We start from the raw sequence: 24,236 nt of genomic DNA, 5'->3' as shown, positions 1-24,236 counted from the left end.
CTCCGCCCGTCGCCCATCGGCAGCGACGGCGGTCCGTCGAGCCTAAGGAGGCCGCACGGCGGGTGCAAGCGATTGCCAGATCTTGCCATCGTCTGGTCTGATGGTCGGATGAACGGCAAGGACCGCCCGGCGACGCTGGCCGACGTCGCCGCCGCCAGCGGGGTGGCCACCTCGACGGTGTCCCGCGCGCTGTCCAATCCGGGGCGGGTGAACGCGGTCACCCGCGCGCGGATCGAGCGCGCCGCGCGGGAGCTCGACTACATCCCGAACTCGCAGGCCAGGGCGCTCACCAGCGGGCGGACGCGGTGCATCGCCGTCGTCGTGTCCGACATCACGAACCCCTTCTACTTCGGCATCATCCGCGGCACGCAGCAGCAGCTCAAGGCGGCGGGCTACACCCAGCTCCTGGTCGACACCGAGGAGTCGGACGAGCTCGAGGACGGGATGCTGCACAAGCTGCGCCGGTCGTTCGACGGCGTGATCCTCGCCGCCTCCCGGCTGACCGACCGCCGGCTCACCGCCGTCGCCGCCGAGATCCCGCTCGTCGCGATCAACCGGCAGCCGCGCGGGGTGCCCAACGTCTTCATCGACACGCCCGACGGGATCGCGCAGGCGGTCGGTCACCTGGTCTCGCTGGGGCATCGGCGGATCGTCTACGCGGCGGGGCCCGAGACCTCGTGGTCGAACGAGCGCCGCTGGCGGGCCCTGGTCACGGCCGCCGACTCCCACGGCGTGACATCGTCGCGGGTCGGCCCGTTCGCCCCGCGGCAGTACGCCGGGGCGGCAGCCGCCGACGCCGTGATCAACACCGGGTCGACCGCCTGCATCGCGTTCAACGACCTGCTGGCGATCGGGATGCTCGCCCGGTTCGGTGAACGCGGCGTGGACGTCCCCGGCGACCTCTCCCTGGTCGGCTGCGACGACATCTTCGGCGCCGACTTCTGCAACCCTCCCCTGACCACGCTCACCGCGCCCGTCGAGCAGGCGGGACGGACCGCCGTCGCGATGCTGCTCGCGCGGCTCGACGGCGGCGCGGCGCCGGTCGGCCGGCAGGCCGCGACGCTCCCCACCCACCTGACGGTCCGCGCGTCCACCGGCCCCGCGCCGGTCGCCGCGGCCGAATCGCCTGCGCCGAGAGGACGAGGATGACCGCGCTCGCCCCGCATCCCGACCGCCTGTTCCCCGCCGACCCCGCAGAGCGCGACCTCGCCCGCCGCCTGCACGCGGCCGTCGCCGACGCGCCGATCGTCTCGCCGCACGGGCATGTGCCCGCGGCGATGCTGGCCGACGACCACCCGTTCCCCGACCCTGCCGCGCTCCTCATCACGCCCGATCACTACGTCACCCGGATGCTGCACGCGGTCGGCGTGCCGCTCGGCGACCTCGGCCTCGCACGCGACGGCGTTCCCTCCCCCGCCTCCGGCCGCTCGATCTGGCGCAGGCTGTGCGAGCACTGGGACGCCTTTCTCGGCACCCCGGTCCGGTTCTGGTTCGAGTCGGAGTTCAGCGACGTCTTCGGGCTCACCGAGCAGCCGTCGGCCGGCAACGCCGACGCGCTCTACGACCAGCTGGAGGCGACGCTCGCCTCCCCGGAGTTCCGGCCGCGCGCGCTGTTCGACCGCTTCCGCATCGCCGTGCTATCCACGACGGACGACCCCGCCGACGACCTGGAGGCGCACGCCCGCCTGGCAGCCGATCCCGCTTTCACCGGCCGCGTCGTCCCGACCTTCCGCGCCGACCGCTACCTGAACCCCGACGAGCCGGGCTGGGCCGGCCGGCTGCGGGCGCTGGCCGAGCGCGCCGACGTCGACACCGACGGCTACCGCGGCCTGCTGAAGGCGCTGCGGTCCCGCCGCGCGGCCTTCGCGGCTGCGGGCGGCACCGCGACCGACACCGGCGTGATCGACGCGGGCTGCGAGCCGTTGGACGAGGCCGAGGCGTCCCGCATCCACCGTGCCGCCCTCGACGGCTCGGTCACCGCGGCGGAGGCGGTCGCCTACCGCCGCAACCTGCTGTACCGGCTCGCGGAGATGTCGGCGGACGACGGTCTCGTGATGCAGCTGCACGCGGGCGTGCACCGCAACCACCACCGGCCGACCTTCGACGCGTTCGGGCCCGACACCGGCCACGACCTCCCGGCGGTCGGCGCGTTCACGGTGCCGCTGACGCCCATCCTGCGCGACTTCGGCACGAACCCGGCGTTCCGGATGGTGCTGTTCACCGTGGACGAGACCGCCTTCTCGCGCGAGATCGGGCCGCTCGCGGGCTTCTATCCGTCGGTCTACGCCGGGGCGCCCTGGTGGTTCCTCGACACCCCGGACGCGATCCTCCGTTACCGTCGCGCGATCACCGACAGCGCCGGCTTCACCAAGACCAGCGGGTTCATCGACGACACCCGCGCCTTCTGCTCCATCCCGGCCCGCCACGACATGTCGCGCCGGGTGGATGCGTCCTTCCTCGCCTCGCTCGTGGTCACCCACCAGCTCTCCGAGGAGGACGCGTTCGTCATCGCGCAGCGGCTGGTGGATGACATCCCCCGGTCCACCTTCCGCCTCGGGTGACTCGGGGTCGGCGCAGGCCCGCTCAGGGCGCCAGCAGCGCCGCGACGACCAGCAGCACCGGCACGGAGAACAGCGTGGTGAGCAGCACCACATCCCTCGCCTGGGCGATCCCGCGCTCGTAGCGGGCCGCGAAGTTGAAGACGTTCTGCGCGGTCGGCAGCGCGGCAAGCGCCACGGCCGCGAACAACGCCTGTCCCTCGAGCCCGAACGCAAACCGGGCGGCCAGGAAGGCGACCAGCGGCATGACCACCGACTTCAGCACCACCGAGGCCACGATCGGCGCGCGGCCGTTCCCCGGCCTCAGCGGCCGGGAGCCGACCAGCGACATCCCGAACGCCATCAGCACGAGCGGCACGGCGGCACCCCCGAGCAGCTCGAACGGCTGGTACACCGCGTCCGGGAGGCGTACCCCGGACACGTCGACGAGGATGCCGAGCACCGACGCGATGATCATCGGGTTGCGGATCGGCTGGGTGAGGATCGACCGCACCGACACCGCCCCGCGGCTGGTGACGTCGAGCACGGTCAGGGCCACCGGGGCGAACACGATCAGCTGCAGCAGCAACACTGGGGCGACGTAGGAGGCGCTGCCGAGCACGTAGACGGCGACCGGGAGGCCGATGTTGTTCGCGTTGACGTAGCCCGCGCCGAGCGCGCCGATCGTCGTCTCAGGCGCGGGCTGCCGGAAGAAGGCGCGCGAGAGTGCGAGGAAGAGGCCTGCGGAGACGAGCGCGGCCGCCGTGGCCACGAGCAGCTGCGTCGAGAACACCACCCGCAGGTCCGCGCGCGCCAGCGTCACGAACAGCAGCGCCGGGTTCGTCACGAAGAAGGCGATGCGGTTGAGCACGTACGGCGCAGTCGGGCCGCCGATGCCGAGCCGCCGGGCGACGTAGCCGACGAGGATGACGAACGCGATGATCCCGAACCCGGTCAGCACCCCGTCCACCCACCCAGCCTATGGGACGCCGGGGCGATACCCTGGGTCGCGACGAGAGGGGAAGCTGATGCCGGTGACGGGGATCGGTGGACTGTTCCTGCGCAGCCGCGACCCTCAGGCGCGCGCTGCGTGGTACCGCGAGCATCTGGGCATCGACGCGGGCCAGACCGCGGTCTGGCGGCAATCCGCCGGCGACACGGTGTTTGCGCCGCTGCCGCTCGGCGACGACTACTTCGCCGCGGATCAGCCCGTGATGCTCAACCTGCGCGTGGACGGCATCGACGACCTGATCGCGTCCCTCATGGCGGCGGGCATCCCGGTGGAGACCCGCGCCGAGTGGGACGGCGAGTACGGCCGGTTCGCACGCATCCACGACCCGGAGGGTCTCCCGATCGAGCTGTGGCAACCGCCGGGCACGACGGCTCCCTGACCCGCCGCGCGCTCCGTCGGAGATCCGGGCGATCGGCCCCCAGATCTCCGACGGGTGTCAGTCCGCCAGGAGATTCGACCGTTCGATCGCTCGCCTGGCCCCTGCCTCGAATAAAACCGGGTCCTCCGCTGTTGTTGAGAACAGGTTTCAACAAGGGAGGTTCGCCGTGAAGGTACGCAACTCGCTGAGCTCGCTCAAGGCCATGCCGGGCGCCCAGGTGGTCCGCCGCCGGGGCCGCACGTTCATCATCAACAAGAAGAACCCGCGGATGAAGGCCCGCCAGGGCTGAGCAGCAGGCAGAACGAAGGGCGCAGGGTCGTCGACCCTGCGCCCTTCGCCGTCCGCGGCCACGGGACGTTCGACTCTCCTCTCTCCCGCCGCGCCGACGCATGATGCCGGCATGAACGAGATCGCCATCGCCGAGCACACCGAGCAGCCGACCGCCGTAGTGCGCGAGCGCGTCCGGCTCGACCAGCTCTCCGGGTTCTTCGCCCGGGCGTTCGGGGAGGCCGCGGCCGCGCTACAGGCGCAGGGTCGCCATCCGGCCGGGCCGCCGTTCGGGAAGTACACCGGCATGCCGACCGACGCCGTCGACGTCGAGGCCGGCTTCCCCGTCTCCGAGCCCATCGCGCCGGCGGGCGAGGTCGTTCCCGGCGTCCTGCCGGGCGGGCGGGTCGTGGAGGCGACGCACGTCGGCCCGTACGACACCATCCAGGACACCTACGCCGAGGTGCGACGGTACATCACCGAGCACGGCCTGACGCCCGGCGAGGTGATGTGGGAGGTGTACCTGAGCGACCCGCAGCGCCAGCCCGACCCGGCCACCTGGCGCACCGGGATCTGCTGGCCCGTGGGCTGACCGCGGCGGCTATCGACGTGACGAAAGGGCCCTGTCCGCGGCCGTCTCCCCGGCGGTAGCCTCCCCTCGTGGACGACGCGACGATGATCTTCCGGGGGCTGCACGACCAGGAGCACCCCTTCCTGCTACCCAACGCGTGGGACGTCGGCTCGGCGATCGCCTTCGCCGCGGCCGGGTTCCCCGCCATCGGCACGACCAGCTTCGGGGTGAGCGCGTCCGGCGGTCGCCCGGACGCCGGCGGCGCGAGCAAGGAGGCGACCGTGGCGCTCGTGCGGCGGCTGCGCGCACTCCCCGTCCCGATCAGCGCCGACATCGAGGACGGCTACAGCGACGACCCGGAGGAGGTCGGCGCCCTCGTGGCCGGGCTGGGCGTCGCCGGTGTCAACCTGGAGGACTCCGCCGCCGGCCACCTGGTGGACCCGTCCATCCCGGCCGCCAAGATCGCGGCCATCAAACGCGCCGCACCGGACGTGTTCGTCAACGCACGCGTCGACTCGTACTGGTTCCAGGAGGACACCGCGCTCTCCGCCGTCGTCGCGCGCGCGCGGCGCTACCTCGAGGCGGGAGCCGACGGGGTGTTCTTCCCCGGAGAGATCGAGGCGGCGGCGCTCGAGCAGCTCACCGCGTCCCTCCCCGTCCCGGTCAACGTGCTCGCCTCCCCGGGGGTCACGCTCGACGACTTCGCGGCGCTCGGCGTGCGCCGCGTGAGCACCGGGTCGCTCGCTTATCGGGCCGCGATCGACGCCGCGGTCGCGGTCGCCGAGGCGGTGCGTGACGGCGGCGACCTGCCGATCGCGACCTCCTACGCCGTGGCCCAGCAGCGGCTGCTCGACTTCGAGGCCCGCGAGCGGGCTGCGGAGGCCGACGCCTGAGCGCCGCCCCCGCGCGTCGCAAGCGCTGGCTTTCGAGCCCCCGCGCACGCGCCCTAGGGTGCCGACCATGGGTGAGAACGGGACCTTCGAGGCGCTGATGCGGCGGCCCGGGATGGTGGACGCCGCCATCCGCGTGACCGCGACCGCGGACGAGCCGCCCGCGGCGCTCCGGGGCCGTGCGCGCTACCACGAGCGGGAGGTCTGGGAGGTCTTCGTCATCGAGGACAGCAGCGACTGGCCGACGCGGGTCGTCTACCGCCTGGTGGACCGGATGGACGACCACGGCGACCCGCTCGACCCGATCGACGACGAGCTCTGACCGCGGCGGCGCCCGCCGCGGTCACCCCGCGGGCGGTGGCAGGTTCGGGCTGCGGTGGATCTCGTACAGCCGCGCGTGCCCGGGAGAGTCCGGGTCGTCGACGATCGGACGGTCGGCCATGAACAACCGGATCAGGTGGGCGAGCTCCCCCGAGTGGCTGAAGTTGATCGCGTGCGCCGCCCCCTCGATCTGCACCGCGAGCACGTGGTTGTCCGTCGCGTTCGCCACCTCCTGGACGCGCGCGGCGTGCGGCATGAGCGGGTCGCGGTCGCCGATCACGACGAGGGTCGGGATGCTCAGCTCCAGCAGCCGCTGCAGCGACGGGTACTGCGTGAGCGCGCGGAACATCCGGACCGTGCTGGGCACGCCGAACCGCAGGTAGTCGGGCACGGCCACCCCGACCATCCCGGTCGGCTCCCTCCCGCCGTCGATGCTCAGCTGGCCGACCGCCCGGCGCAGCGGCCGGTTGTACGCTCCGCCGGCCGGCGAGACGAGCACGGCGCGATCGATGCGCTCCGGGTAGTGGTGCGCGAACTCGAGGATCACCGGGCATCCCATGGAGTTGCCCACCAGGGTCGCGCGCTCGATGCCGCGATCGTCGAGGAACCGTGCTGTCGCGTGCGCGAGGTCCGGCACATCGAGCCCGTTCGGCGCCTTCCCGCTGCGGCCGAAGCCGGGCAGGTCCGGCACGAGGGTGTGGAAGTCGTCCTGCAGCCGCTCCGCCGTCGGAAGCAGGTAGCGGCCGGAGAGGCCGAAGCCGTGGACGTGCACCATCGCCGGCGCGTCCGGCGGCACCACCGACTCCCGGTAGAACACGTCGATGCCGTCGACGCTCGTCCAGCGCTCCGCCAAGCTCGACGCCGGTCGTCTCGGGACGCGCCGGCGGCTTCCACTGCTGCCCATGCCGCCGATCCTGCTCGCCCGCACCCGGGTCTGGCTATGCACCGATCGGCGGCTGCTCCCCCGCCGCAGACGCGTCCGCGAATTCTTTGTATTCAGTCTTGCTAAGTACCGGTACTCAGTGTTACTTTCTACTGGTAGTCAGCAAGACAGAGTAGATGGATGGAGGGTCCGATGGGCAACCAGATGACCGAGATGCTCAAGGGCACCCTCGAGGGCATGGTGCTGGCGATCCTCGCCGACCGGCCCGCGTACGGCTACGAGATCACCGCGCGGCTGCGCGACCAGGGCTTCACCGACCTCGTCGAGGGGACGGTGTACGCGCTCCTGGTGCGCATCGAGCAGCGGGGCTTCGTGGACGTCGAGAAGGTGCCGTCCGAGAAGGGGCCGCCGCGCAAGGTGTTCACCCTCAACGCGGCGGGCCGCGCACAGCTCGAAGAGTTCTGGAGGACGTGGAGCTTCCTCTCGGAACGGATCGAACAGCTCCACACAGAAGGGGACGACTGATCATGGCAGCGAAGTGGATCGAGGCCCTCACGGGCTCGCTCGAGCAGAAGAAGCAGTACCGGCAGGCGGTCGCGCGCATCGACGCGCTCCCCCAGCCGTACCGGGACACGGCGAAAGCCATCCACCGGTACCTCCTGATCCAGGGCGGCATCGTCGACGGCGACACGCTCACCACGATGTTCGGCGACTTCGTCGACCTCTGGGAGCGCGCGGCGGCCGACGGAACGCCCATCCGCGACATCGTCGGCGACGACCCGGTCGGGTTCGCGGACGAGTTCGCCGCCGCCTACGGCGGCAAGCGCTGGGTGGACAAGGAGCGCGAGCGCCTGACCGCGGCCGTCGAGAAGGCGGAGAAGGAGGAGGAGAAGCCATGACCCCCGCAGCGACCCTGGAGCCCGCGATCCGGGTGCAGGGCGTCACCAAGTCGTTCAAAGACCTGGCGGTGCTCCGCGGCGTCGACTTCGACGTCGCACCCGGCACGATCTTCGCCCTGCTCGGCTCGAACGGGGCCGGCAAGACGACGCTGGTCCGCATCCTGGCCACCCTGCTGAAGGCCGACGGCGGCACCGCCAGCGTCCTCGGCCACGAGGTCGCGAGCGAGCCGGCGGCGGTGCGCGGCTCGCTCAGCCTCACCGGCCAGTTCGCGGCGGTGGACGAGGTGCTCACCGGCAAGGAGAACCTCGTGCTGGTGGCGCGGCTGCGTCACCTGAAGAACCCCGCGGCCGTGGCGGACGACCTGCTCACCCGCTTCTCGCTGACCGACGCCGCCGACCGCAAGGCCGGCACCTACTCCGGCGGCATGCGCCGGCGGCTCGACATCGCGATGAGCCTGGTCGGCGATCCGCCGGTCATCTTCCTCGACGAGCCGACCACCGGTCTCGACCCGCAGGCCCGCAACGAGGTGTGGGACACCGTGAAGAACCTCGCCAGCAGCGGCACCACGGTGCTGCTCACCACGCAGTACCTGGATGAGGCCGAGCAGCTGGCCGACCGCATCGCGATCCTGCACAAGGGCACCATCATCCAGAACGGCACCCTCGCCGAACTCAAGCGGCTGCTCCCCGCGGCCACCGTCGAGTACGTCGAGAAGCAGCCGAGCCTCGAGGAGGTCTTCCTCGCCCTCGTCGGCGACGACGGGCCCGAACAACCGGAGCCCGCAGCCGACGCCGACACCGGAAGGAGCGCACGATGACCACGTACGCCCTCAGCGACACCCGGGTGCTCACCGGCCGGTCGCTCCGTCACATCCTCCGCAGCCCGGACACCATCATCACGACCGCGATCACCCCGATCGCCCTCATGCTGCTGTTCGTCTACGTGCTCGGCGGCGCCATCCGCACCGGGAGCGGCCAGTCGTACATCGACTACATGCTCCCCGGCATCCTGCTCATCACCATCGCCTCCGGCATCGCCTACACGGCGTACCGGCTGTTCCTGGACCTGCAGGGCGGCATCTTCGAGCGGTTCCAGTCCATGCCGATCGCGCGGTCGTCGGTGCTGTGGGCGCATGTGCTCACCTCGCTCGTCGCCAACGTGGTGTCGGTCGCGATCGTGATCGGGGTCGCCCTGATCCTCGGGTTCCGCACCGGGGCCTCAGTGGGCGCCTGGCTCGCCGTCGCGGGCGTCCTTGTCCTGTTTACCCTCGCGCTGACCTGGATCGCGGTGCTGGCGGGGCTCTCGGCGAAGACGGTGGACGGCGCGAGCGCGTTCAGCTACCCGCTGATCTTCCTGCCGTTCATCAGCTCGGCCTTCGTGCCGACCGACTCGATGCCGGGGCCGGTGGCGTGGTTCGCCGAGAACCAGCCGGTCACCTCCATCGTCGACACCCTGCGGGCGCTGTTCGCGCAGCAGCCGGTCGGGACCGACATCTGGGTGGCCCTGGCGTGGCTGGTGGGCATCCTGCTCGTCGCCTACGGGTTCGCGATCGCCAAGTACCGCCGGAAGTTCAATTGACCGGAAGAACCCACGAACCGACGCCCGGGGCCCCTGTCCCGGGCATCGGTATGCTCGCCGACATGACCCAGTACCGCGCCGTGTTCGACGCCGAAGTGACCTTCTCCAACGGCGGCGGGCTGCAGGCCCAGGGATTCCGCGTCGACCTGCCGGGGCCGGACGTCGACGACGACGAGCTCGGCCGCCTCTTCCTCACCTCGCTCGACCTGCTGCTCGCCGACAGCGTCACCGTGCACGACGTGCGGATCGTCGAGGAGCCGCACAAGGGCACGCGCGGCGGCCCGAGCGACCCGCGCAACGGCTGACCGCAGCCTCGTCGTCAGCCGCGCGCGTCGTACACCGCCAGCACCGCCGGCCCGACCCGCTCGGCCGACCGCAGCGCGAGCGTCTCTCCGCTCCGGAACAGCCTCCTACCCTCGCCGACGGCGACCGGGAAGGTGAGCAGCCGGTACTCGTCGACGAGCCCGGCGGCCGCCAGCGCGTCGGCCACGGATCCGCTGCCGATCACCACCACGTCGCGCGACGGGACGGTGCGCTGCACCCAGTCGACCAGGTAGCCGTCGACGCGCTCGGAGTTCGACCAGGTCCCCTCGGGTAGCGGACGACCGGTCGCCACCGCCTTGCTCGCCCGGTTCATGGCGCGCGAGAAGTCGTCGTCGCGTGCCGGCCACAGGCGCGCGAAGTGCTCCCAGGTGCGCCGGCCGAACAGGAGCGTGCCGGAGGCGAGGATGCCGCCGAGGCGGAACTTGTCGCCCGCCACGCCCTCCGGACCGAATCGCATCGCCCAGCCGCCGAACGGCGTCCCGTCGCTGCCGTCCGGGTCGGCGACCACGCCGTCCAGAGTGATGAACTGCACCACGATCAGTCGTCCCATGTCCTTGCTCCGTTCCTGGGCCCCGCGTGGAGCCCTCGGAAGTGGATACGCACGAGAAGCGCCGAACTCATCGCACCCCGGCCGCGACCTCCTCGAACAGCCGGAAGAGCCGTGGATCCTGGTACACCAGCACGTGACCGATGCCTCCCGAGGCGTCCCCGTCGAACAGCTGCACCGTATGCGGCTCGGGGGCGCCCTCGGTGACGCGGTAGAGAAGCAGGCCGTGCTGCCCGTTCGCCTGGACGCTCCTCGTGGTCCAGTCGCGCCCGCGCCAGTCGAACAGGTGTGCCATGAACGCCGTGTACGGCTCGCGGCCGATCGACCACTGCGGCACGGGCGGCATCTCGAAGACGACGTCGTCGGACACCAGAGCCGCAAGCGCCGCGACATCCGCGCCCTCGATCGCCCGCGCGTACCGTTCGACCGCGTCGGCGGCGAGCGGATGCGAGCGCCGCGTCCCCTCCCGTATCGCGGCCCGCGCCCGCTGCAGCGCCGAGTTCGCCGAGGCGACGGAGACCGACAGCGCCGCGGCGGTCTCCCCCGCGGACAGGCCGAGCAGCTCGCGGAGCACGAACGCCCCGCGCTGCACCGGCGACAGCGACTGCAGCATCGCCGTGACGGCGAACCGCACCTCCTCGGCTCGCTCCGCCGCACCCTCCGGATCGGATCCGCCGAGCCAGCCGGACGGCGCGGGCTGCAGCCACGGCACGTCGAGTGCCGGGACGAGCGGCGCGCCGGCCTCCAGTCCCGGCTCGCGCAGGTCGCGCGGGAGCGGGCGTCGCGGCACCCGGCGCAACCGGTCGATGCAGACGTTCCTGGCGATGCCGTAGGCCCAGCCGGCGAAGCCCCCGCGCGCCGGGTCGAACGCGTCGCGGGCGCGCCAGATCCGCTCCAGCGCATCCTGGGCCGCGTCCTCGGCGTCGAACGGCGACCCGAGCAGCTGGTAGCAGAACACGACCAGGCCCCGACGGATCCCCGCGAGTTCGCCCTCACCGATGACCGCCATGCGGCGATCCTAGTGACCGCCCACGAGAAGCCCGTCAACTCTTGACGGTTTCTGTCCTCAGAATGGAGGACACCGCCCTCCGCCGGATAGCGTTGGTTCCACCCGGGGATGCCGGACCGACGCGGAAACGAATTCCTCTAGCGAAGACGTCTCAACCCGACGCGGAGGGGTCGGCATCCCGGGAAGCCTCAGCTCGCGCTGTGGTCGACCAGCGGCTGCACCTGGACCCCGCTGTGGTCGTGCCGCGCCTCCGCCAGGAGCGACGCGAGCTCCACGGCCTCCGCCCTGGTCGGCACGTCGATGACGTAGAAGCCGCCGACGACCTCCTTCGCCTCGGTGAACGGGCCGTCGACCGCGCGCGGCTCGCCATCCGGCCCGCGGCGCAGCGTCACGGCCGTCTCGGTCCCCTGCAGCTCACCCGACGCCTGGATGGCATCCCCGGCACGCCGGGAGAACTCGCGGTGGGCCGCGTCGATCTCCGCGCGCTCCTCCGCGCTCAGCTGCTGCCACCGCTGCTCGTCGCCCTGGATCAGGATCACGTATCCGCTCATCGGTTCCTCCTCCTGTCGTGGATCATCTCCTGACCAGACGTCGAACGGAACCCGCCGGAATCGACACTCAGGCGACTGCGGCCTCCCGTGACGCTTGCGGCCGGTCGCGCACCCGCGGATGTCCCGGGAGGCCGCAGTCGCGGAGGGAGGGCGCGAGAGCTAGAGCGAGACGCGGTTGCGGCCGGCGTTCTTCGCGCGGTACATCGCGGCGTCGGCCGCGTCGAGCAACTGCTTGCCGGTCGCCGCCGGGTCGATCACGATCACGCCGCAGGAGGCCGTCACCGTCATCGGCCCGCGGGCCGTGCGGATCGGCGCCGCGATCTCGCGGACCAGCCGCGCGGCGAAGCGCTCGCCATCCTCCGCCGACGTCGCGGGACTCAGCACGACGAACTCGTCGCCCGCGAGACGCGAAGCCACATCGGTCGCCCGGCTGCCCTCGGTCAGACGGTCGGCGATCACACGCAGCACCGTGTCTCCGGTCTCGTGCCCGTGCCGGTCGTTGGTCGCCTTGAAACCGTCCAGGTCGAGGAACAGCAGCACACCGCCCTCGCCCGACTGCAGCACGGACTCGAGCCGGCGCTCCAGCGAGCGGCGGTTGTGCAGCCCGGTGAGGTGATCGACCAGGGCGAGCTGGGCGAGGCGCGCCTCGTGACGGCGGTCCAGAGCCCGCGCCAGCTCCCGTCCGAGCTCACGAGCCTCCTCCGCGGTCCCGCCCCAGGGCAGCGACGACCCCTCGACGCTCTGCCGCCACTCGGAGAAGGAGTTGCGCGGCGACAGCGCGGTGTCGCGGTTGGCGGCGGTCTGGTCGCCGAGCCAGCGGATGACCTGTGTGACCTCGCGCCGGAAGAACAGCAGGACGCCGTGCGACCCGACCGGCACCACCAGCAGCCCGGCGAATCCCGGCATGAGCGTCGCGAGCGCGGGATGCGTCCGTTCCAGCTCCGACGACTGGAACGGTTCGGTGCCCGCTGCCGCCAGGAGCAGATCCCGCTCGGCGGTCGGGACGTCGCCGACGCTGCGGCTCAGACCGTCCAGGGCGAGGACGGCGCCGTCCGCACCCACCAGCCGGCACAGTTCCTCGCCTCCGTCGACGAGCGCGAGCAGCGCGTCGTCGGACGACGGGACGGCCGCCAGCACGGCGGCCCGCTGTTCCCGGATTGTCAGGTCGTGGCGCAGTTGCGCGATCGACTCGAGCGCGGCCAGCTGCAGCGTGAGCTGGGTGGCGAGAACCTCCAGCGCCCGGCGGAGCAGGATCGGCATCCGCCGCTCCGTGCGGTGCGCGCAGGTGATCATCCCGACCAGGCGGTCGTCGTGGATGAGCGAGAACGAGACGGTGGATGCCTGCCCCATGTTGCGCATGAACTGCAGGTGGTGCGGCGACACGGCGCGCAGCTCGGCGCTGCTCAGGTCGAGCGCGGGGGCGTCGGCGTCGACCGACGACAGCGGCGTCCCTTCGTCGACCGTGCTCACGATCTGCCGCGAGAGCTTGGTGAGGTACAGCGACCGGGCCTGCTGCGGGATGTCGGAGGCCGGGAAACGCAGCCCGCGGTACGACTCCATGTCGGGCTCGGAGGCCTCGCCCGCCACCTCGCCGTGCCCGTCCTCGAAGAAGCGGTACACCATCACGCGGTCGAAGCCGCTGATGCGCTTGACCTCCTCGGCGGCCGCCTGGCGCAGCTCCTCGGCGCTCGCCACGAGCCCGAGAGTGCGGATGGCGCCCACCACGGAGGCGGACGGCAGGTCGGGGGTGCCGTCGGTCGGTTCGAGCTCGATGACGACGCGGTCGGCGAGCGGATGCGTCACCGCGTCGTAGGCCTTGCCCTGGAGGTCGATCCGGATCGGGTCGCCGTGGGTCTCGGCGGTGACGCTCCACTCGAGCGTCGGACTGCCCAGCTCGGACACCGAGCGGCCGAGCCAGCGGGAGGCGTCGTCGCTCGCCGTGACGATCTCGTACGTCGCGACGTCGACGACGAGCAGCGTCCCGAAGGACTGGATGCGGCCCGGTGTCCGGATCGGCTCCTTGACGCATTCCTCGAGCCTGCGTCGTTCCGATTCATCGGACACGGTTCCACCATTCACCACTCGACCCTAGTCCACCGCCGGGCGCGAGCCCGACGGCCGGCGGCGAGCACGTACACTGGAGGGGTGAACCCGCTCGTCTCGCAGCCCACCGCCGCCCTCGTGGCCGCCGGGCGTCTGGAGGTCGTCGGCGCGCTCTGCGCCGGCGCGAGATAGCGCTGCCCCTCGTCACCGATCCCCGCGAGAGCGGGTGCGATCGCCGTCGCGCGCCTTCCGGCCTCGACGGTTCCTCCCGGAGTCCCGGGTCCTTCTGCGACCCGTGTGCGACGTCCGGCACCCTAAGAATCACGACAGACAGGCGTTCCTCCATGCTTCCCCTCACGGACCAGCAGATCCGTTCCTCCTTCGTCAACGCGTCGCAGCGCGAACGCAAGGAGCTCTCCCTCCCCGACCTCGCCCAAGTGCGCTGGTCGGACATCGATTTCCTCGGCTGGCGCGACCGCAAGCTGCCGACGGTCGGCTACGTCGTCGCCGAGATCGACGGCGCCCCCGTCGGCGTGCTCCTGCGCCAGGCGGACGGGCGCGCGCGCTCGCGGCCGCAGTGCTCCTGGTGCGAGGACGTGCACCTTCCCAACGAGGTGGTCTTCTTCATCGCCAAGCGCGGCGGGGCGGCCGGCCGCAACGGCAACACGCTCGGGACGCTGGTGTGCGCCGAGTTCCAGTGCTCGGCCAACGTGCGCAAGCGCCCGCCGACCGCCTACGTCGGGTTCGACGTTGAGGCCGCGCGGCAGCAGCGGATCGACGCACTGCGCGAGCACGTCACCACGTTCGTGCGCCGGATCGCCGAGGGCGACTGACGCGTGCGGCTCCGTCGAGTGGCGACATCATGTCGCCACTCGACGCGAGTCGCGACATGATGTCGCCACTCGACGGGCGCGGGCGGTCAGGCCGGCGTGAGCACGGCCTCCGCGTCCGCGAGGAACGGTTCGTGGTGGTACCCGCTCTCGTCGAGTACCGCGACCGTCGACTCGGGAACCGTGATGAACGCTCCGGGGGTGTCGTTCAGCGGCTCCGAGACGACCACCTTGGCGTGCTCTCCGAACACCTCGAGGCGCTCGACGTCCGGGAACATCTCCCGCAGCTCCGGGATCGCGGCCGAGTGGAACAGTGTGCGGCTGTGATGCGACGTGGAGTAGCGGAACGCCCAGAGCGTCTTCCCGTCGGCGACCGCGTAGGTTCCCTGCACGGGAGCGGTGACACCGTACTTCTGTCCGGTCTCCTCCACGAAGCGCAGCGCCCGGCCGAGAGCCGCGATCGGGTCGTCCTGCAGGCCGAACGTGAGGGCGAGGTAGAACAGCGTCTCCGAGTCCGTCGTCCCGACGATTGATGGATAGAGCGAGGGATCGACCGCGAACCGCAGGTCGCGCTGCATCAGGTGGAAGCCCTCCAGGAAGCCGTTGTGCATGAACAGCCAGTTCTGGTGGCGGAACGGGTGGCAGTTCGTCTGCTGGATGGGCGGCCCGGCCGCCGCGCGCACGTGCGCCAGGAACATCGGGCTCGTGATCGTGTTCGTGAGGTCCCGCAGGTTCTCGTTGTGCCAGGCCGGCTCGATGCTGTGGAAGACGCCCGGGACGGCATCCGGCGACGGGTCGGTCGGGTACCAGCCGAAGCCGAAGCCGTCTCCGTTGACCGTCTCCGCGCCGAGCGGCGAGTTGAGGGACTGGGCCACCAGCGAATGCTGCGTGTCCAGGATCAGCTCGGCGGGCCGGAGCGGCTCCCCCGAGTATGCGAGCCAACGGCACATGACGACCTCCTCGACCCGGCCGGTGCCGGACGGCTCGACCTTAGCCCCGGCCCCCCGCCTGCGGGAATACACGGCTCATACCCATCTCGTGGAGGTGTCAAGGGCTGTCCGCGGTGCTGCGCGTCCACTTGACTTGGGCCATGAAGACGCACCCGGTGTTCCTCCGGCAGGGCTTGGAGGTGGCGGAGATCTCAGACCATGAGTGGCGGGTCAGCGACGCCCGGGTCGCCGAGGTGGGCGCACCGCCGGTCGTCGGCTTCGTGCTTCAGCTGGACGGGATGTTCGAGGTCACGCAGATCGGCCGCCCGGGGCGCCGGACCTACTTCCGCTCCTTCGATGCGGCGCTGGGCGAACTCCGCAGCTGATAGGGCGCGCGGCCGGTCAGGCGAGCGTGGGGGTCGCACGCTCCTTCGCCGTGACGGGCACGACCACCACCGGACACTGCTGGTCGTGCGTGAGGCGGGCTCCCACGGAGCCGGCGAGCCAGTTCTCCAGCGTGTTCGAGAAGCCGCGCCGGTGCGTGCCGACCACGATCAGCCGCGCGTCGACCTCGGCCGCGACACGGCCGAGCGCTTTGGCGGCGTCGCCGGCGAGAAGCCGGAGGGTCCACGTCGGCGGCTGCTCCCCGAGCTCGTGCAGCGCGGCCGTGATGGCCTCGGAGAGCGCGAGGACCGCATCCCCCTCCCCCGCGCCCACTTCGGTCGGGTGGAGCGACTCCTCCGCCACGTCGTCCGGACGGTCCCACTCGGTCAGATAGCTGTCTTCTGCGACGTAGCCGCACAGCAGCGGACGCCCTAGCTCGGTCGCGAGCCGCGCGGCCTCGTCGAGCACGGCACGCGCCTGCCCGCGGTGGATGCCGACGACCACCGGGCCGGCCCCTGCGGCCATCCCGTGGCCGCCCTACTGGCCCTGCGCCTGGGGGCTGCCCGCGATGTTGACCAGCCACTGCACTCCGAAGCGGTCGATCGCCATGCCGAAGCTGTCGCCCCACGGCGCCTTCGAGAGCGGCTCGATCACCGTTCCGCGCTCGACGAGCTTCTGCCAGTACCCGGTGAGCTCGGCCTCGTCGTCGCCGCTCAGCGAGATGGAGACGGCGGAGCCCGGGTTGAACTCCATGTGCGCGGGCACGTCTGCGGCCATGAGCGTGAAGCCGCCGGGCGACGTGAGCTGCGAGTGCATGACGAGGTCGTTGTCGGCGGGGTCTTGCGCCATCTGGTAGTCGGCGAAGGTGCTGCGCTGCACCTCACCGCCGAACACGGACTGGTAGAAGTCCATGGCCTCGCGCGCGGTGCCGCGGAAGTTGAGGTAGGGGTTCAGGATGGACGGCATGGCTTCCTCCTCGTGAGAGCGTGTTACTGCCGGTTCGCCGCCCAGCGTAGCGAGGGCCGACGCCGCGGGGCCAGAGCCTTCGCGCGTGGAAATGCCGGCATGCTCAGCGCAGGTACGCGGCGACGAACAGATCGCCGCGGATCTCCCCCAGCCGCGCCAGGATGCGCTCCACCAGCGCGTCGCCGATCGACCCTCCCGGTACGTCATAGGGCCCGATCGGCTGCAGCTTCCCGCAGCGCACCCGGACGACCTCCCAGCCGACGGCGCGCAGCAGACGGTCCTTCCGCCGGTCGGACTCCTCGCGCGGCCCGACGTGCTCCAGCCCGTGGCGGCCGGTGGTGTCGTACTCGATCGCGACCGTGAGCTCGGGCAGCAGGATGTCGGGCCAGACCTCCAGGTGCGAGTGGAACGGCTTCGCCACCCGCACGGCGTTCATCCCCAGGTCGATGTCGAGCCGGTCGGCGAGACGCTTCTTCAGCGCCGGCTCGGCGGCCGAGGCCGGCACCGGGGCCCAGCGGCTGACGAACGCCTCCCCCACCGCGACCGCGTCGGCGCCGGCCCGGGCGTGGCGGCAGATCGGGCACCTCCGGCCGCCCAGGATGCGCTCGATGCTCGCGCGGTAGCTCGGGTGCCCCGCGTCGCACTGCCAGGTGTGCGTCGCCGTCGTGCCGTTCTCGGCCGAGACCGCGACGCGCGAACCGGGCGCCGCGAGGGTGACGAGCTGCTCACGGGTGAGCGACTCGCGGTCGAGCCGGCGGCACAGATAACAGCGGTCGTCGTCCGGGTCGGCTTCGATGCGGCGCGGGTCGCGGGCGTGCCCGCAGAGGTGGACGCCCGCCTCCGGCACCGGCGTGCGCACCGGACGGGGAGCTGCCTCCTCCGCGCAGCGCGGGCACCACGCCGACCGTCGCCGCGTGCCGCCCGGGCGCGAGCGCTGCTCCTCGGGCGTCGCCACGAACCGGTGGCCGGAGTCGCACTCCCACACCAGGTAGACGTCGGCCGCCGGCGGAACCTGCGTCAGCGTGATCCCGTGGTTGAGGTCGGGATGGTACTGCCGGACGAGCACCGGGTACCGCTCCCAGTCGGTGCGGTAGCGGCCGATCGGGTACGGCACAGCGGCGCCCTTCGACCACTGGCGGCGCGCCCACCACTGCTCCACGTTCTCCGGCACCGCCCGTCCCTTCCCGTCTCTCGCCGTCGGCGGCAGCGTAACCCGCACCGCCGACATGCGCCCGCCATCCATGGGACGCAACACGCCGTCGCGCGCCGGCGTGTACGGCGTGTTGCGACCCACCGATGCTCAGAGCACGAACGGCAGCAGTGCGCGGCGCCCGCGCGGGTAGTCCGGGAAGTTCTCGCGGTACCAGCGGTGGTTCGCCACCGCGCGCGGGGCGAGGTTCGCGATCGTGTACAGCGCGAAGGAGGCGCCGGCGAGCGACCAGGTGGCGACGGCCCAGCCCGTCCACTCCACGATCTCGCCCAGGTAGTTGGGGCTGGAGACGTAGCGGAACCCGCCGCCGTGCGGCACGCGGTATCCGCCGCCGTCCGCGCGGAGCCGGCGCAGCGTCCGGTCCGAGCGCGCGTTGAGCGTCAGACCCCCCGCGAACAGCAGCAGCCCGATCCAGAACCGCGGGTCGGCGAGCCAGGCGACGGGATACGTCCCGTACTCGGACACCCACCGCGCGTTCACCCAGGCGTTCAGCGTGTTGAACCCGATCGCGAGGAGCATCACCAGCACCGGCATCCGGGATCCCGACCGCATGAGGAACGGGTACACGAACGCGCGGTACACGTAGTGCGCCAGCCAGAGCGCGAGGAAGAGCAGCGGCACCGGCTCGAAGCGGTGCGAGCCGAGCAGATAGAACCCGAGGAAGAGCAGAGCGGCCGGCGCCTCCATCACCACCCAGCCGACCCGCGCGGGGACGGTCGGCCCCCAGCCGGAGCGCCCGTGCCGGCCGCCGTACGGCGCGACGACGAAGAGCAGGGCGACGAACGTCACCGCTGCGAGCAGCAGCTCGGCGTACACGAACCAGCGGTACGGTCCCTGGGGCATGCCGCCAGGCTAGCGAGTGGTCACGACACGCCGTCGCGTCGCGTACGGCGACGGCGTGTCGTGACCAATGGATGCGGGATGTGGGATGCGGGGATGCGGTCAGCCGCGGGGCGCGTTTGCCGCAGCGAGCAGGCCGTCGATCATCTCGTCGGTGACCTGTCCACCGGCCATCATGCCGATCCGGCCGATGGGGAACGACGCCATCATCCGCTCCATCGACACGCCCTCCGGCATGATCGACGCAGCGCCCTCCATCATCTCGGACATCCCGGCGAGGGCCTGCTGCACCAGGCGACCCGCGACCGGATGCGCGAGCACTTCGCCGAGCGACGACTCCCGCGTGAGCGGCAGCAGCACCTCGTCGCCTGCGATCGAGACGATCGCCGTCGCGCGGACGTCGCGGCTCGACGCGCCGACCTCGACGACGTAGTCGCCGCCCTCGACCACCCAGCGCCCGGCGCGCACGTGCCAGTACGCCAGGTCCTCCCGGCGGATCGTCACCGTGACCTCGCGCGACTCGCCCGGCGCCAGCTCCACCGAGGCGAAGCCCTTCAGCTCGCGCGGCGCACGCTGCACGCCGGACCCCGGCAGCGACGTGTACGCCTGCACGACCTCGCGCCCGGCCCGGTCGCCCGTGTTGGTCACGGTGACCCCGACCCGAATGTCGCCCTCCGCCGTGACCGCAGCCGTCGCATCCCCGTACCCGAAGCTCGTGTACGAGAGCCCGTGGCCGAACGGGTACGCCACCTCCAGTTGCCGCGCGTCGTACCAGCGGTACCCGACGAAGATGCCCTCGCCGTACCGGACGTGCCCCTCCTCGCCGGGGAAGTTGAGGAACGCCGGGGTGTCCTCGATGCGCAGCGGCACGGTCTCGGTGAGCTTGCCCGACGGGTTCACCGCGCCGAAGAGCACGTCGGCGGTCGCGGTCCCGCCCGCCTGGCCGAGCAGCCAGCCCTCCACGATCGCCGGGACGGCCCCAGCGAACGGCAGCCGCACGACCCCGCCGTTGGAGAGCACCACGACCGTGCGCGGGTTGGCGGCGACGACCGCCTCCACCAGCGCGAGCTGATCGGTCGGGAGCTCGATGTCGTCGCGGTCGTAGCCCTCCGACTCGAGCCGGGCGGGCAGCCCGGCGAACACGACCGCGACCTCCGCCGCCGCGGCGGCCGCGACGGCCTCCAGCCGCAGGCGCTCCGTCTCCGCCGGATCGGCGTCGGCCGCGACCGAGAAGCCGGGCGCGTACGCCGCCTGCGGAGCGATCGCACGGATCGCGGTGAGCGCGTCGTCCAGGCGGGTCGGGTGGATCATCGACGACCCGGCGCCCTGATAGCGCGGCTTCTCGGCGAACGCGCCGATCACCGCGAGCGAATGGTCGTCGCGCAGCGGGAGCAGCGGAGCGCCGTCGACCTCGTCGTTCTTCAGCAGCACGATGGAGCGGGAGGCCGCCTCCCGCGCCAGCGCGTGGTGCGCCTCCACATCCAGCGGGCCCTCGACCCGGTGCGCCTGCGCCCATCCGGCGGCGAGGCGGGCGACCCGGACGGCCGACACGTCGAGCTCGTCCTCGTCGAGGGATCCGTCGGCGACCGCCGCGACCAGCGACCTGTCGCTCTGCCCGCCGTTGCCGGGCATCTCCAGGTCGAGCCCGGCGTGGAGCGCCGCGACCCGGTCGTTCACCGCGCCCCAGTCGGAGACGACCAGCCCCTCGAAGCCCCACTCGCCGCGCAGCACGTCGGTGAGCAGCCAGCGGTTCTCGGACGCGTAGACGCCGTTGATGCGGTTGTACGAGCACATGACGGTCTTCGGCTGGGCGTCTTCGACCACGCGCTGGAAACCGCGCAGGTAGATCTCGCGCAGCGGCCTCGGGTCGACGTCGGATGAGGACCGCATCCGGTCGTCCTCCTGGTTGTTCGCCGCGAAGTGCTTGAGCGAGGCTCCCACACCCTGCGACTGGATGCCGCGCACCAGCGCCGCGCCGAGCACGCCGGAGACGATCGGGTCCTCGCTGAGGTACTCGAAGTTGCGCCCGCACAGCGGAGAGCGCTTGATGTTGATGCCGGGGCCGAGGATGACGGCGACGTCCTCGATGGACGACTCGACCCCGAGCGCGGTGCCGACGCGCTCGACGAGCTCCACATCCCACGAGGAGCCGAGCGCCACCGCGGGCGGGAAGCAGGTCGCCGGCACACTGTCGCCGATCCCCAGGTGGTCGCCGCCCTCGCGCTGCTTGCGCAGGCCGTGCGGTCCGTCCGTGAGCATGACGGACGGGACGTCGCCCACCGCCTTCGTGCGCCAGAAGCTCTCGCCGCTGGTCAGCGCGGCCTTCTGCTCGACGGTGAGGCCGGAGAGGTCCGGCGTCGTCGTGGTGGTGTCGGTCATGGTTTCCTTTCGAGTGGTGCGGTGGAGGGCAAGATCAGCGGGTCGCCTTGATCGGCCAGACGGCGAGTGCCCCCAGGATGCCGAGCACGATCGCGATCGGGAAGAGCGCGGCGTAGCCGAAGGCGAGGACGATGGCGCCCGCGATTCCCGGGGCCAGGGTCTGCGGGAGGGTGGCGGCGATGTTCACGACGCCGAGATCCTTCGCGAAGGACTTCGCGGACGGAAGCACCTCGCTCATGAGCGCGGTATCCACCGCCTGGAACATCCCGAACCCGAAGCCGGCGATGATCGTCATGACGATCCATGCGGTGACGTCCTGCCACAGCCAGGGCAGAAGGAAGCCGAGGCTGACGACGATCGCCGAGGCGAACACGAACCGCTTACGGCGTCCGACCCGATCCGAAAGCGGCCCGGCGATCACGGTCGACACGATGATGCCGACGAGGCTGAGCAGCCCGAGGATCGGGATGAGCTGCTCCGGATGGGCGATGCGGAAGTAGTCGGTGAGCAGAAAGAGCTGGAAGCCCGTCACGGCGAAGTACCCCGTGTAGAGCAGCAGACGTCCGGTGAAGGCCCAGAAGAAGTCGGGGTGGCGAAGCGGGTTGACCCAGAAGGTCTTCACGAAGTCGAGGAACGTGAACGGTTCCCGCTGCATCCGTCGGCTCGAGTAGTCCGGGTTGGCGAGCACGAAGAGGGTGAGCACCGCCACGGAGAAGACGGCGAAGAAGACGTAGCCGACCGCGATGCTGTGGAAGAACAGCGACCCGACGATCGACCCGCCCAGCGCGCCGACCATCAGCCCGATCCCCGATAGGGCCGCGAAGGTGCCGCGGCGCTTCAATGGCACGCGGTCCGGCATCACAGCGGTCAGCGGCCCCTGAGCGAAGTTGAAGCAGATCTGGACCAGCGTCCAGGCGACGATCACACCGACGAGCGTGTTGGCAAAGGCCAGCCCGACGAGGGAGAGGCCGCCGGCGAGAGCGCCGATCACGATCCACGGCGCCCTCCTGCCGAAGCGGGACCGCGTGCGGTCGGAGACCTGTCCGGCGATCGGCTGCGCCACCATGGCGGCGAACGCGCCGATGGTGGCGACGATGGTGAGGTTCGCGACCTTGTCCTGCTCTCCGAAGAGCAGCGTGATCTGCTGCGGGAGCAGGATCCCGGGGAGCGCTCCCCAGATCAGGTAGATGCCGAGGTTGGCGGGGATGATCCACACCATCAGACGGCGAAGGCCTTTGATCGGTGCGGGCGGATCGTCGTTGCCGGCTGCGGTGCCGACGAAGGTGTTGGTGGTGATGGGGGCGGGCTGTCCGGCGGCGGAGTCCGCGGCCGGGATGGAGGTGTCTGACGTCATCGTCGTGGGGGTCCTCTCGCCATCCACCGTGGATGGTGGCAAAACCTTACGTCACTCGGTTTTCAGAAATCAAGCGCCGCTCGGTTTATCCTCGGTGCATGGCAAGCAGAGGCGCATACGCGAAAGGCGTGGCCAAGCGCGACGAGATCCTGGAGAGCGCCCTCGAGGTAATCGCGCGCGAGGGCTACCGCGGCGCGTCGGTGAAGGAGCTGGCCGAGGCGGTCGGGCTCTCGCAGGCCGGCCTCCTGCACTACTTCGACAGCAAGGACGAGCTGTTCACCGCCATCCTCCGGAAGCGCGACGAGGTCGACTCGCGCCGCTTCGGCGACCTCGACCAGAAGCCCTCGCTGGATCGCATGCGCGAGGGCTTCGTCGGCATCGTGCGCCACAACGCCGAGGTCCCCGGGCTCGTGCAGCTGTTCTCCCGGCTGGCCGTCGAGGCGGGCGATCCGGAGCATCCCGCCCACGACTACTTCGTCGAGCGGAGTGCCGCCCTCCGCGGCACGGTCGCCGAGGCGATCGCCCGCCGCCAGGAGGAGGGCGGCATCAGCGACGCGGTCGACGCGGAGACGATCGCGCGCGTCATCCAGGCGGTCGCCGACGGCCTCCAACTGCAGTGGCTCCAGGACCCGACCGTCGACATGGCCGCCACCGTCGACGCCGTCTTCGACCTGCTCGCGGCGCCCGCTGCGCAATCGAGTGGACGCGACACGCCGTGACGACGGTCGCGCTCACGGCGTGTTGCGTCACATAGATGCAGAAACGGTGGGCCCTGGCACGCGGCACTGCATCGAACCGACGACCGCGTGCAGAAACGGTGGGCCCTGCCGGGATCGAACCGACGACATCCACGGTGTAAACGTGGCGCTCTACCAGCTGAGCTAAAGGCCCGGGATCGCGACCAGCCTACTGGACCCGCTCAGACGTGGGCGGGCAGTCGGTCGAGCGCGGCGCGGTACGCGTCGATCGAGCGCGCCTCGCCGGGGGCGGTGATGAACGACTGGCGGATGATGCCGCGCTCGTCGACGAGGAAGGTGGCGCGGTTCGCGAAACCCTTCTCGGGCAGGAAGACGCCGTACTCCTTGGCGATCTCGCCGTGCGGCCAGAAGTCGGCGAGCAGCGAGAACGAGTAGTCCTCCTGCTCCGCCCACGCGCGCAGCGTGTACTTGGAGTCGACCGAGATCCCCAGCAGCTCGACACGGTGGTCCTCGAACAGAGCCAGGTTGTCGCGCAGCGCGCACAGCTCCCCGGTGCAGGTGCCGGAGAACGCCAAGGGGAAGAAGACGAGCGCCACCGCCTTGCGTCCGCGGAAGTCGCTCAGCCGCACGCTCTCCCCGTACTGGTTGGAGAGCTCGAAGTCGGGAGCCTGGGTGTCGTTCTCGAGAGCCACGAGCAGACAGCATAGACCGGCGCGCGCCGACCACCAAGCGACGGTCAACACTGGCCACGGAGTGCGGCTAGGCTGAAGGATGGTGTCCGCACTTGTCGAGAACCGACAGCGCATGGGCATGTCCACGATCCATCCGACACAA

Annotated in this window: 29 protein-coding genes and 1 tRNA gene; 15 read left to right on the top strand and 15 right to left on the bottom strand. The window is 71.3% G+C overall.

The window, feature by feature from the left end; genetic code table 11:
• Nucleotides 1–108 precede the first annotated feature (108 nt).
• Both HNO83_RS03470 and uxaC read left to right on the top strand, forming a co-directional pair.
• Nucleotides 109–1,149, top strand: a complete 1,041-nt coding sequence (locus HNO83_RS03470) for a LacI family DNA-binding transcriptional regulator (RefSeq protein ID WP_175336128.1) — start codon at nucleotides 109–111, stop codon at nucleotides 1,147–1,149.
• Nucleotides 1,146–2,561, top strand: coding sequence for a glucuronate isomerase (gene uxaC / locus HNO83_RS03465; RefSeq protein ID WP_175336127.1), 1,416 nt, complete (start codon nucleotides 1,146–1,148; stop codon nucleotides 2,559–2,561). Before HNO83_RS03470 ends, uxaC begins: the two co-directional genes overlap by 4 nt.
• A gap of 22 nt (nucleotides 2,562–2,583) precedes the next feature.
• Here uxaC and HNO83_RS03460 read toward each other — a convergent pair whose 3' ends face one another.
• A complete protein-coding gene (locus HNO83_RS03460) occupies nucleotides 2,584–3,507 on the bottom strand; it encodes an AEC family transporter (protein WP_175336126.1) in 924 nt (307 codons plus the stop codon).
• A 58-nt stretch (nucleotides 3,508–3,565) separates the two neighbouring features.
• On the opposite strand from HNO83_RS03460, the gene HNO83_RS03455 reads away from it, so the two are divergent.
• The 5 genes from HNO83_RS03455 (at nucleotide 3,566) to HNO83_RS03435 (ending at nucleotide 5,978) form a co-directional block, all read left to right on the top strand.
• Nucleotides 3,566–3,928: a VOC family protein gene (locus tag HNO83_RS03455; protein WP_175336125.1), complete on the top strand. Its 363-nt coding sequence runs from the start codon at nucleotides 3,566–3,568 to the stop codon at nucleotides 3,926–3,928.
• A 166-nt stretch (nucleotides 3,929–4,094) separates the two neighbouring features.
• Nucleotides 4,095–4,217, top strand: a complete 123-nt coding sequence (ykgO, locus tag HNO83_RS03450) for a type B 50S ribosomal protein L36 (RefSeq protein WP_089907341.1) — start codon at nucleotides 4,095–4,097, stop codon at nucleotides 4,215–4,217.
• A 111-nt stretch (nucleotides 4,218–4,328) separates the two neighbouring features.
• Nucleotides 4,329–4,787, top strand: a complete 459-nt coding sequence (locus tag HNO83_RS03445; RefSeq protein WP_175336124.1) for a GyrI-like domain-containing protein — start codon at nucleotides 4,329–4,331, stop codon at nucleotides 4,785–4,787.
• A 68-nt stretch (nucleotides 4,788–4,855) separates the two neighbouring features.
• Nucleotides 4,856–5,659 carry an isocitrate lyase/PEP mutase family protein gene (locus HNO83_RS03440; protein ID WP_349627064.1) on the top strand — a complete coding sequence of 268 codons (804 nt, stop codon included), beginning with the start codon at nucleotides 4,856–4,858 and terminating at the stop codon, nucleotides 5,657–5,659.
• A 67-nt stretch (nucleotides 5,660–5,726) separates the two neighbouring features.
• Complete coding sequence (locus HNO83_RS03435; protein ID WP_249776475.1) at nucleotides 5,727–5,978, top strand: hypothetical protein; 252 nt, start codon at nucleotides 5,727–5,729, stop codon at nucleotides 5,976–5,978.
• A gap of 21 nt (nucleotides 5,979–5,999) precedes the next feature.
• Here HNO83_RS03435 and HNO83_RS03430 read toward each other — a convergent pair whose 3' ends face one another.
• Nucleotides 6,000–6,881 (bottom strand): alpha/beta fold hydrolase, encoded by an 882-nt coding sequence (locus HNO83_RS03430; protein WP_175336123.1) that lies wholly within the window; start codon nucleotides 6,879–6,881, stop codon nucleotides 6,000–6,002.
• Between the two features lie 171 nt (nucleotides 6,882–7,052).
• On the opposite strand from HNO83_RS03430, the gene HNO83_RS03425 reads away from it, so the two are divergent.
• From HNO83_RS03425 to HNO83_RS03405, 5 genes are all read left to right on the top strand, one after another.
• Nucleotides 7,053–7,385: a PadR family transcriptional regulator gene (locus HNO83_RS03425; protein ID WP_175336343.1), complete on the top strand. Its 333-nt coding sequence runs from the start codon at nucleotides 7,053–7,055 to the stop codon at nucleotides 7,383–7,385.
• A gap of 2 nt (nucleotides 7,386–7,387) precedes the next feature.
• Nucleotides 7,388–7,759, top strand: a complete 372-nt coding sequence (locus HNO83_RS03420) for a DUF1048 domain-containing protein (RefSeq protein ID WP_175336122.1) — start codon at nucleotides 7,388–7,390, stop codon at nucleotides 7,757–7,759.
• The gene (locus tag HNO83_RS03415; protein WP_175336121.1) at nucleotides 7,756–8,577 is read left to right on the top strand and encodes an ABC transporter ATP-binding protein; all 822 of its coding nucleotides are present in this window, start codon (nucleotides 7,756–7,758) and stop codon (nucleotides 8,575–8,577) included. The genes HNO83_RS03420 and HNO83_RS03415 overlap by 4 nt, the downstream gene beginning before the upstream one ends.
• Complete coding sequence (locus tag HNO83_RS03410; protein WP_175336120.1) at nucleotides 8,574–9,338, top strand: ABC transporter permease; 765 nt, start codon at nucleotides 8,574–8,576, stop codon at nucleotides 9,336–9,338. The genes HNO83_RS03415 and HNO83_RS03410 overlap by 4 nt, the downstream gene beginning before the upstream one ends.
• A 62-nt stretch (nucleotides 9,339–9,400) precedes the next feature.
• Nucleotides 9,401–9,643 (top strand): hypothetical protein, encoded by a 243-nt coding sequence (locus HNO83_RS03405; RefSeq protein ID WP_175336119.1) that lies wholly within the window; start codon nucleotides 9,401–9,403, stop codon nucleotides 9,641–9,643.
• A 14-nt stretch (nucleotides 9,644–9,657) separates the two neighbouring features.
• Here HNO83_RS03405 and HNO83_RS03400 read toward each other — a convergent pair whose 3' ends face one another.
• From HNO83_RS03400 to HNO83_RS03385, 4 genes are all read right to left on the bottom strand, one after another.
• Nucleotides 9,658–10,212: a dihydrofolate reductase family protein gene (locus HNO83_RS03400; RefSeq protein WP_175336118.1), complete on the bottom strand. Its 555-nt coding sequence runs from the start codon at nucleotides 10,210–10,212 to the stop codon at nucleotides 9,658–9,660.
• Between the two features lie 67 nt (nucleotides 10,213–10,279).
• Entirely contained in the window at nucleotides 10,280–11,218 is a 939-nt protein-coding gene (locus tag HNO83_RS03395; protein WP_175336117.1) for an RNA polymerase subunit sigma-70, read from the bottom strand.
• A 188-nt stretch (nucleotides 11,219–11,406) separates the two neighbouring features.
• Nucleotides 11,407–11,769 (bottom strand): YciI family protein, encoded by a 363-nt coding sequence (locus tag HNO83_RS03390; RefSeq protein ID WP_175336116.1) that lies wholly within the window; start codon nucleotides 11,767–11,769, stop codon nucleotides 11,407–11,409.
• A gap of 159 nt (nucleotides 11,770–11,928) precedes the next feature.
• A complete protein-coding gene (locus tag HNO83_RS03385; protein ID WP_175336115.1) occupies nucleotides 11,929–13,833 on the bottom strand; it encodes a sensor domain-containing diguanylate cyclase in 1,905 nt (634 codons plus the stop codon).
• 323 nt (nucleotides 13,834–14,156) lie between these two features.
• Between HNO83_RS03385 and HNO83_RS03380 the strand changes: the two genes are divergently transcribed.
• On the top strand, nucleotides 14,157–14,645 hold the full coding sequence (locus tag HNO83_RS03380; RefSeq protein WP_175336114.1) for an FBP domain-containing protein: 489 nt from the start codon (nucleotides 14,157–14,159) through the stop codon (nucleotides 14,643–14,645).
• 86 nt (nucleotides 14,646–14,731) lie between these two features.
• Here HNO83_RS03380 and HNO83_RS03375 read toward each other — a convergent pair whose 3' ends face one another.
• Nucleotides 14,732–15,592 (bottom strand): class II glutamine amidotransferase, encoded by an 861-nt coding sequence (locus HNO83_RS03375; RefSeq protein WP_175336113.1) that lies wholly within the window; start codon nucleotides 15,590–15,592, stop codon nucleotides 14,732–14,734.
• A gap of 140 nt (nucleotides 15,593–15,732) precedes the next feature.
• On the opposite strand from HNO83_RS03375, the gene HNO83_RS03370 reads away from it, so the two are divergent.
• Nucleotides 15,733–15,957: a hypothetical protein gene (locus tag HNO83_RS03370; protein ID WP_249776474.1), complete on the top strand. Its 225-nt coding sequence runs from the start codon at nucleotides 15,733–15,735 to the stop codon at nucleotides 15,955–15,957.
• Nucleotides 15,958–15,973: 16 nt separating this feature from the next.
• On the opposite strand, the gene HNO83_RS03365 is transcribed toward HNO83_RS03370, so the two are convergent.
• From HNO83_RS03365 to HNO83_RS03340, 6 genes are all read right to left on the bottom strand, one after another.
• A complete protein-coding gene (locus HNO83_RS03365; protein ID WP_175336112.1) occupies nucleotides 15,974–16,480 on the bottom strand; it encodes a universal stress protein in 507 nt (168 codons plus the stop codon).
• Between the two features lie 12 nt (nucleotides 16,481–16,492).
• Nucleotides 16,493–16,921 (bottom strand): VOC family protein, encoded by a 429-nt coding sequence (locus tag HNO83_RS03360; RefSeq protein WP_175336111.1) that lies wholly within the window; start codon nucleotides 16,919–16,921, stop codon nucleotides 16,493–16,495.
• Between the two features lie 103 nt (nucleotides 16,922–17,024).
• On the bottom strand, nucleotides 17,025–18,092 hold the full coding sequence (locus HNO83_RS03355; RefSeq protein WP_175336110.1) for a zinc-ribbon domain-containing protein: 1,068 nt from the start codon (nucleotides 18,090–18,092) through the stop codon (nucleotides 17,025–17,027).
• Nucleotides 18,093–18,221: 129 nt separating this feature from the next.
• On the bottom strand, nucleotides 18,222–18,974 hold the full coding sequence (locus tag HNO83_RS03350) for a phosphatidylethanolamine N-methyltransferase family domain-containing protein (protein WP_175336109.1): 753 nt from the start codon (nucleotides 18,972–18,974) through the stop codon (nucleotides 18,222–18,224).
• Between the two features lie 99 nt (nucleotides 18,975–19,073).
• The gene (locus HNO83_RS03345) at nucleotides 19,074–21,350 is read right to left on the bottom strand and encodes a glycoside hydrolase family 3 C-terminal domain-containing protein (protein WP_175336108.1); all 2,277 of its coding nucleotides are present in this window, start codon (nucleotides 21,348–21,350) and stop codon (nucleotides 19,074–19,076) included.
• A gap of 34 nt (nucleotides 21,351–21,384) precedes the next feature.
• A complete protein-coding gene (locus HNO83_RS03340; protein ID WP_175336107.1) occupies nucleotides 21,385–22,704 on the bottom strand; it encodes an MFS transporter in 1,320 nt (439 codons plus the stop codon).
• A 128-nt stretch (nucleotides 22,705–22,832) separates the two neighbouring features.
• Here HNO83_RS03340 and HNO83_RS03335 point away from each other — a divergent pair, with 128 nt between their 5' ends.
• On the top strand, nucleotides 22,833–23,423 hold the full coding sequence (locus HNO83_RS03335; protein WP_349627063.1) for a TetR/AcrR family transcriptional regulator: 591 nt from the start codon (nucleotides 22,833–22,835) through the stop codon (nucleotides 23,421–23,423).
• Between the two features lie 99 nt (nucleotides 23,424–23,522).
• On the opposite strand, the gene HNO83_RS03330 is transcribed toward HNO83_RS03335, so the two are convergent.
• Together HNO83_RS03330 and HNO83_RS03325 are read right to left on the bottom strand one after the other, a co-directional pair.
• Nucleotides 23,523–23,595 (bottom strand) — tRNA-Val (locus HNO83_RS03330).
• Nucleotides 23,596–23,623: 28 nt separating this feature from the next.
• On the bottom strand, nucleotides 23,624–24,094 hold the full coding sequence (locus HNO83_RS03325) for a peroxiredoxin (protein ID WP_175336105.1): 471 nt from the start codon (nucleotides 24,092–24,094) through the stop codon (nucleotides 23,624–23,626).
• Between the last annotated feature and the right edge of the window lie 142 nt (nucleotides 24,095–24,236).

The organism is Leifsonia sp. C5G2, from assembly GCF_013359685.1.
GTDB lineage: Bacteria > Actinomycetota > Actinomycetes > Actinomycetales > Microbacteriaceae > Leifsonia.
The sequence above is the reverse complement of the archived record's forward strand: the minus strand, read 5'-3'. Positions and strand labels throughout refer to the sequence as shown.

Excerpts from the sequence above, each read along its gene's own strand:
- HNO83_RS03470 (WP_175336128.1), top strand. The coding sequence starts at position 109 with ATGAACGGCAAGGACCGCCCGGCGACGCTGGCCGACGTCGCCGCCGCC.
- uxaC (WP_175336127.1), top strand. The coding sequence starts at position 1,146 with ATGACCGCGCTCGCCCCGCATCCCGACCGCCTGTTCCCCGCCGACCCC.
- HNO83_RS03455 (WP_175336125.1), top strand. The coding sequence starts at position 3,566 with ATGCCGGTGACGGGGATCGGTGGACTGTTCCTGCGCAGCCGCGACCCT.
- HNO83_RS03445 (WP_175336124.1), top strand. The coding sequence starts at position 4,329 with ATGAACGAGATCGCCATCGCCGAGCACACCGAGCAGCCGACCGCCGTA.
- HNO83_RS03435 (WP_249776475.1), top strand. The coding sequence starts at position 5,727 with ATGGGTGAGAACGGGACCTTCGAGGCGCTGATGCGGCGGCCCGGGATG.
- HNO83_RS03430 (WP_175336123.1), bottom strand. The coding sequence starts at position 6,881 with ATGGGCAGCAGTGGAAGCCGCCGGCGCGTCCCGAGACGACCGGCGTCG.
- HNO83_RS03425 (WP_175336343.1), top strand. The coding sequence starts at position 7,053 with ATGGGCAACCAGATGACCGAGATGCTCAAGGGCACCCTCGAGGGCATG.
- HNO83_RS03420 (WP_175336122.1), top strand. The coding sequence starts at position 7,388 with ATGGCAGCGAAGTGGATCGAGGCCCTCACGGGCTCGCTCGAGCAGAAG.
- HNO83_RS03415 (WP_175336121.1), top strand. The coding sequence starts at position 7,756 with ATGACCCCCGCAGCGACCCTGGAGCCCGCGATCCGGGTGCAGGGCGTC.
- HNO83_RS03410 (WP_175336120.1), top strand. The coding sequence starts at position 8,574 with ATGACCACGTACGCCCTCAGCGACACCCGGGTGCTCACCGGCCGGTCG.
- HNO83_RS03405 (WP_175336119.1), top strand. The coding sequence starts at position 9,401 with ATGACCCAGTACCGCGCCGTGTTCGACGCCGAAGTGACCTTCTCCAAC.
- HNO83_RS03400 (WP_175336118.1), bottom strand. The coding sequence starts at position 10,212 with ATGGGACGACTGATCGTGGTGCAGTTCATCACTCTGGACGGCGTGGTC.
- HNO83_RS03395 (WP_175336117.1), bottom strand. The coding sequence starts at position 11,218 with ATGGCGGTCATCGGTGAGGGCGAACTCGCGGGGATCCGTCGGGGCCTG.
- HNO83_RS03390 (WP_175336116.1), bottom strand. The coding sequence starts at position 11,769 with ATGAGCGGATACGTGATCCTGATCCAGGGCGACGAGCAGCGGTGGCAG.
- HNO83_RS03380 (WP_175336114.1), top strand. The coding sequence starts at position 14,157 with ATGCTTCCCCTCACGGACCAGCAGATCCGTTCCTCCTTCGTCAACGCG.
- HNO83_RS03375 (WP_175336113.1), bottom strand. The coding sequence starts at position 15,592 with ATGTGCCGTTGGCTCGCATACTCGGGGGAGCCGCTCCGGCCCGCCGAG.
- HNO83_RS03370 (WP_249776474.1), top strand. The coding sequence starts at position 15,733 with ATGAAGACGCACCCGGTGTTCCTCCGGCAGGGCTTGGAGGTGGCGGAG.
- HNO83_RS03365 (WP_175336112.1), bottom strand. The coding sequence starts at position 16,480 with ATGGCCGCAGGGGCCGGCCCGGTGGTCGTCGGCATCCACCGCGGGCAG.
- HNO83_RS03360 (WP_175336111.1), bottom strand. The coding sequence starts at position 16,921 with ATGCCGTCCATCCTGAACCCCTACCTCAACTTCCGCGGCACCGCGCGC.
- HNO83_RS03350 (WP_175336109.1), bottom strand. The coding sequence starts at position 18,974 with ATGCCCCAGGGACCGTACCGCTGGTTCGTGTACGCCGAGCTGCTGCTC.
- HNO83_RS03345 (WP_175336108.1), bottom strand. The coding sequence starts at position 21,350 with ATGACCGACACCACCACGACGACGCCGGACCTCTCCGGCCTCACCGTC.
- HNO83_RS03340 (WP_175336107.1), bottom strand. The coding sequence starts at position 22,704 with ATGACGTCAGACACCTCCATCCCGGCCGCGGACTCCGCCGCCGGACAG.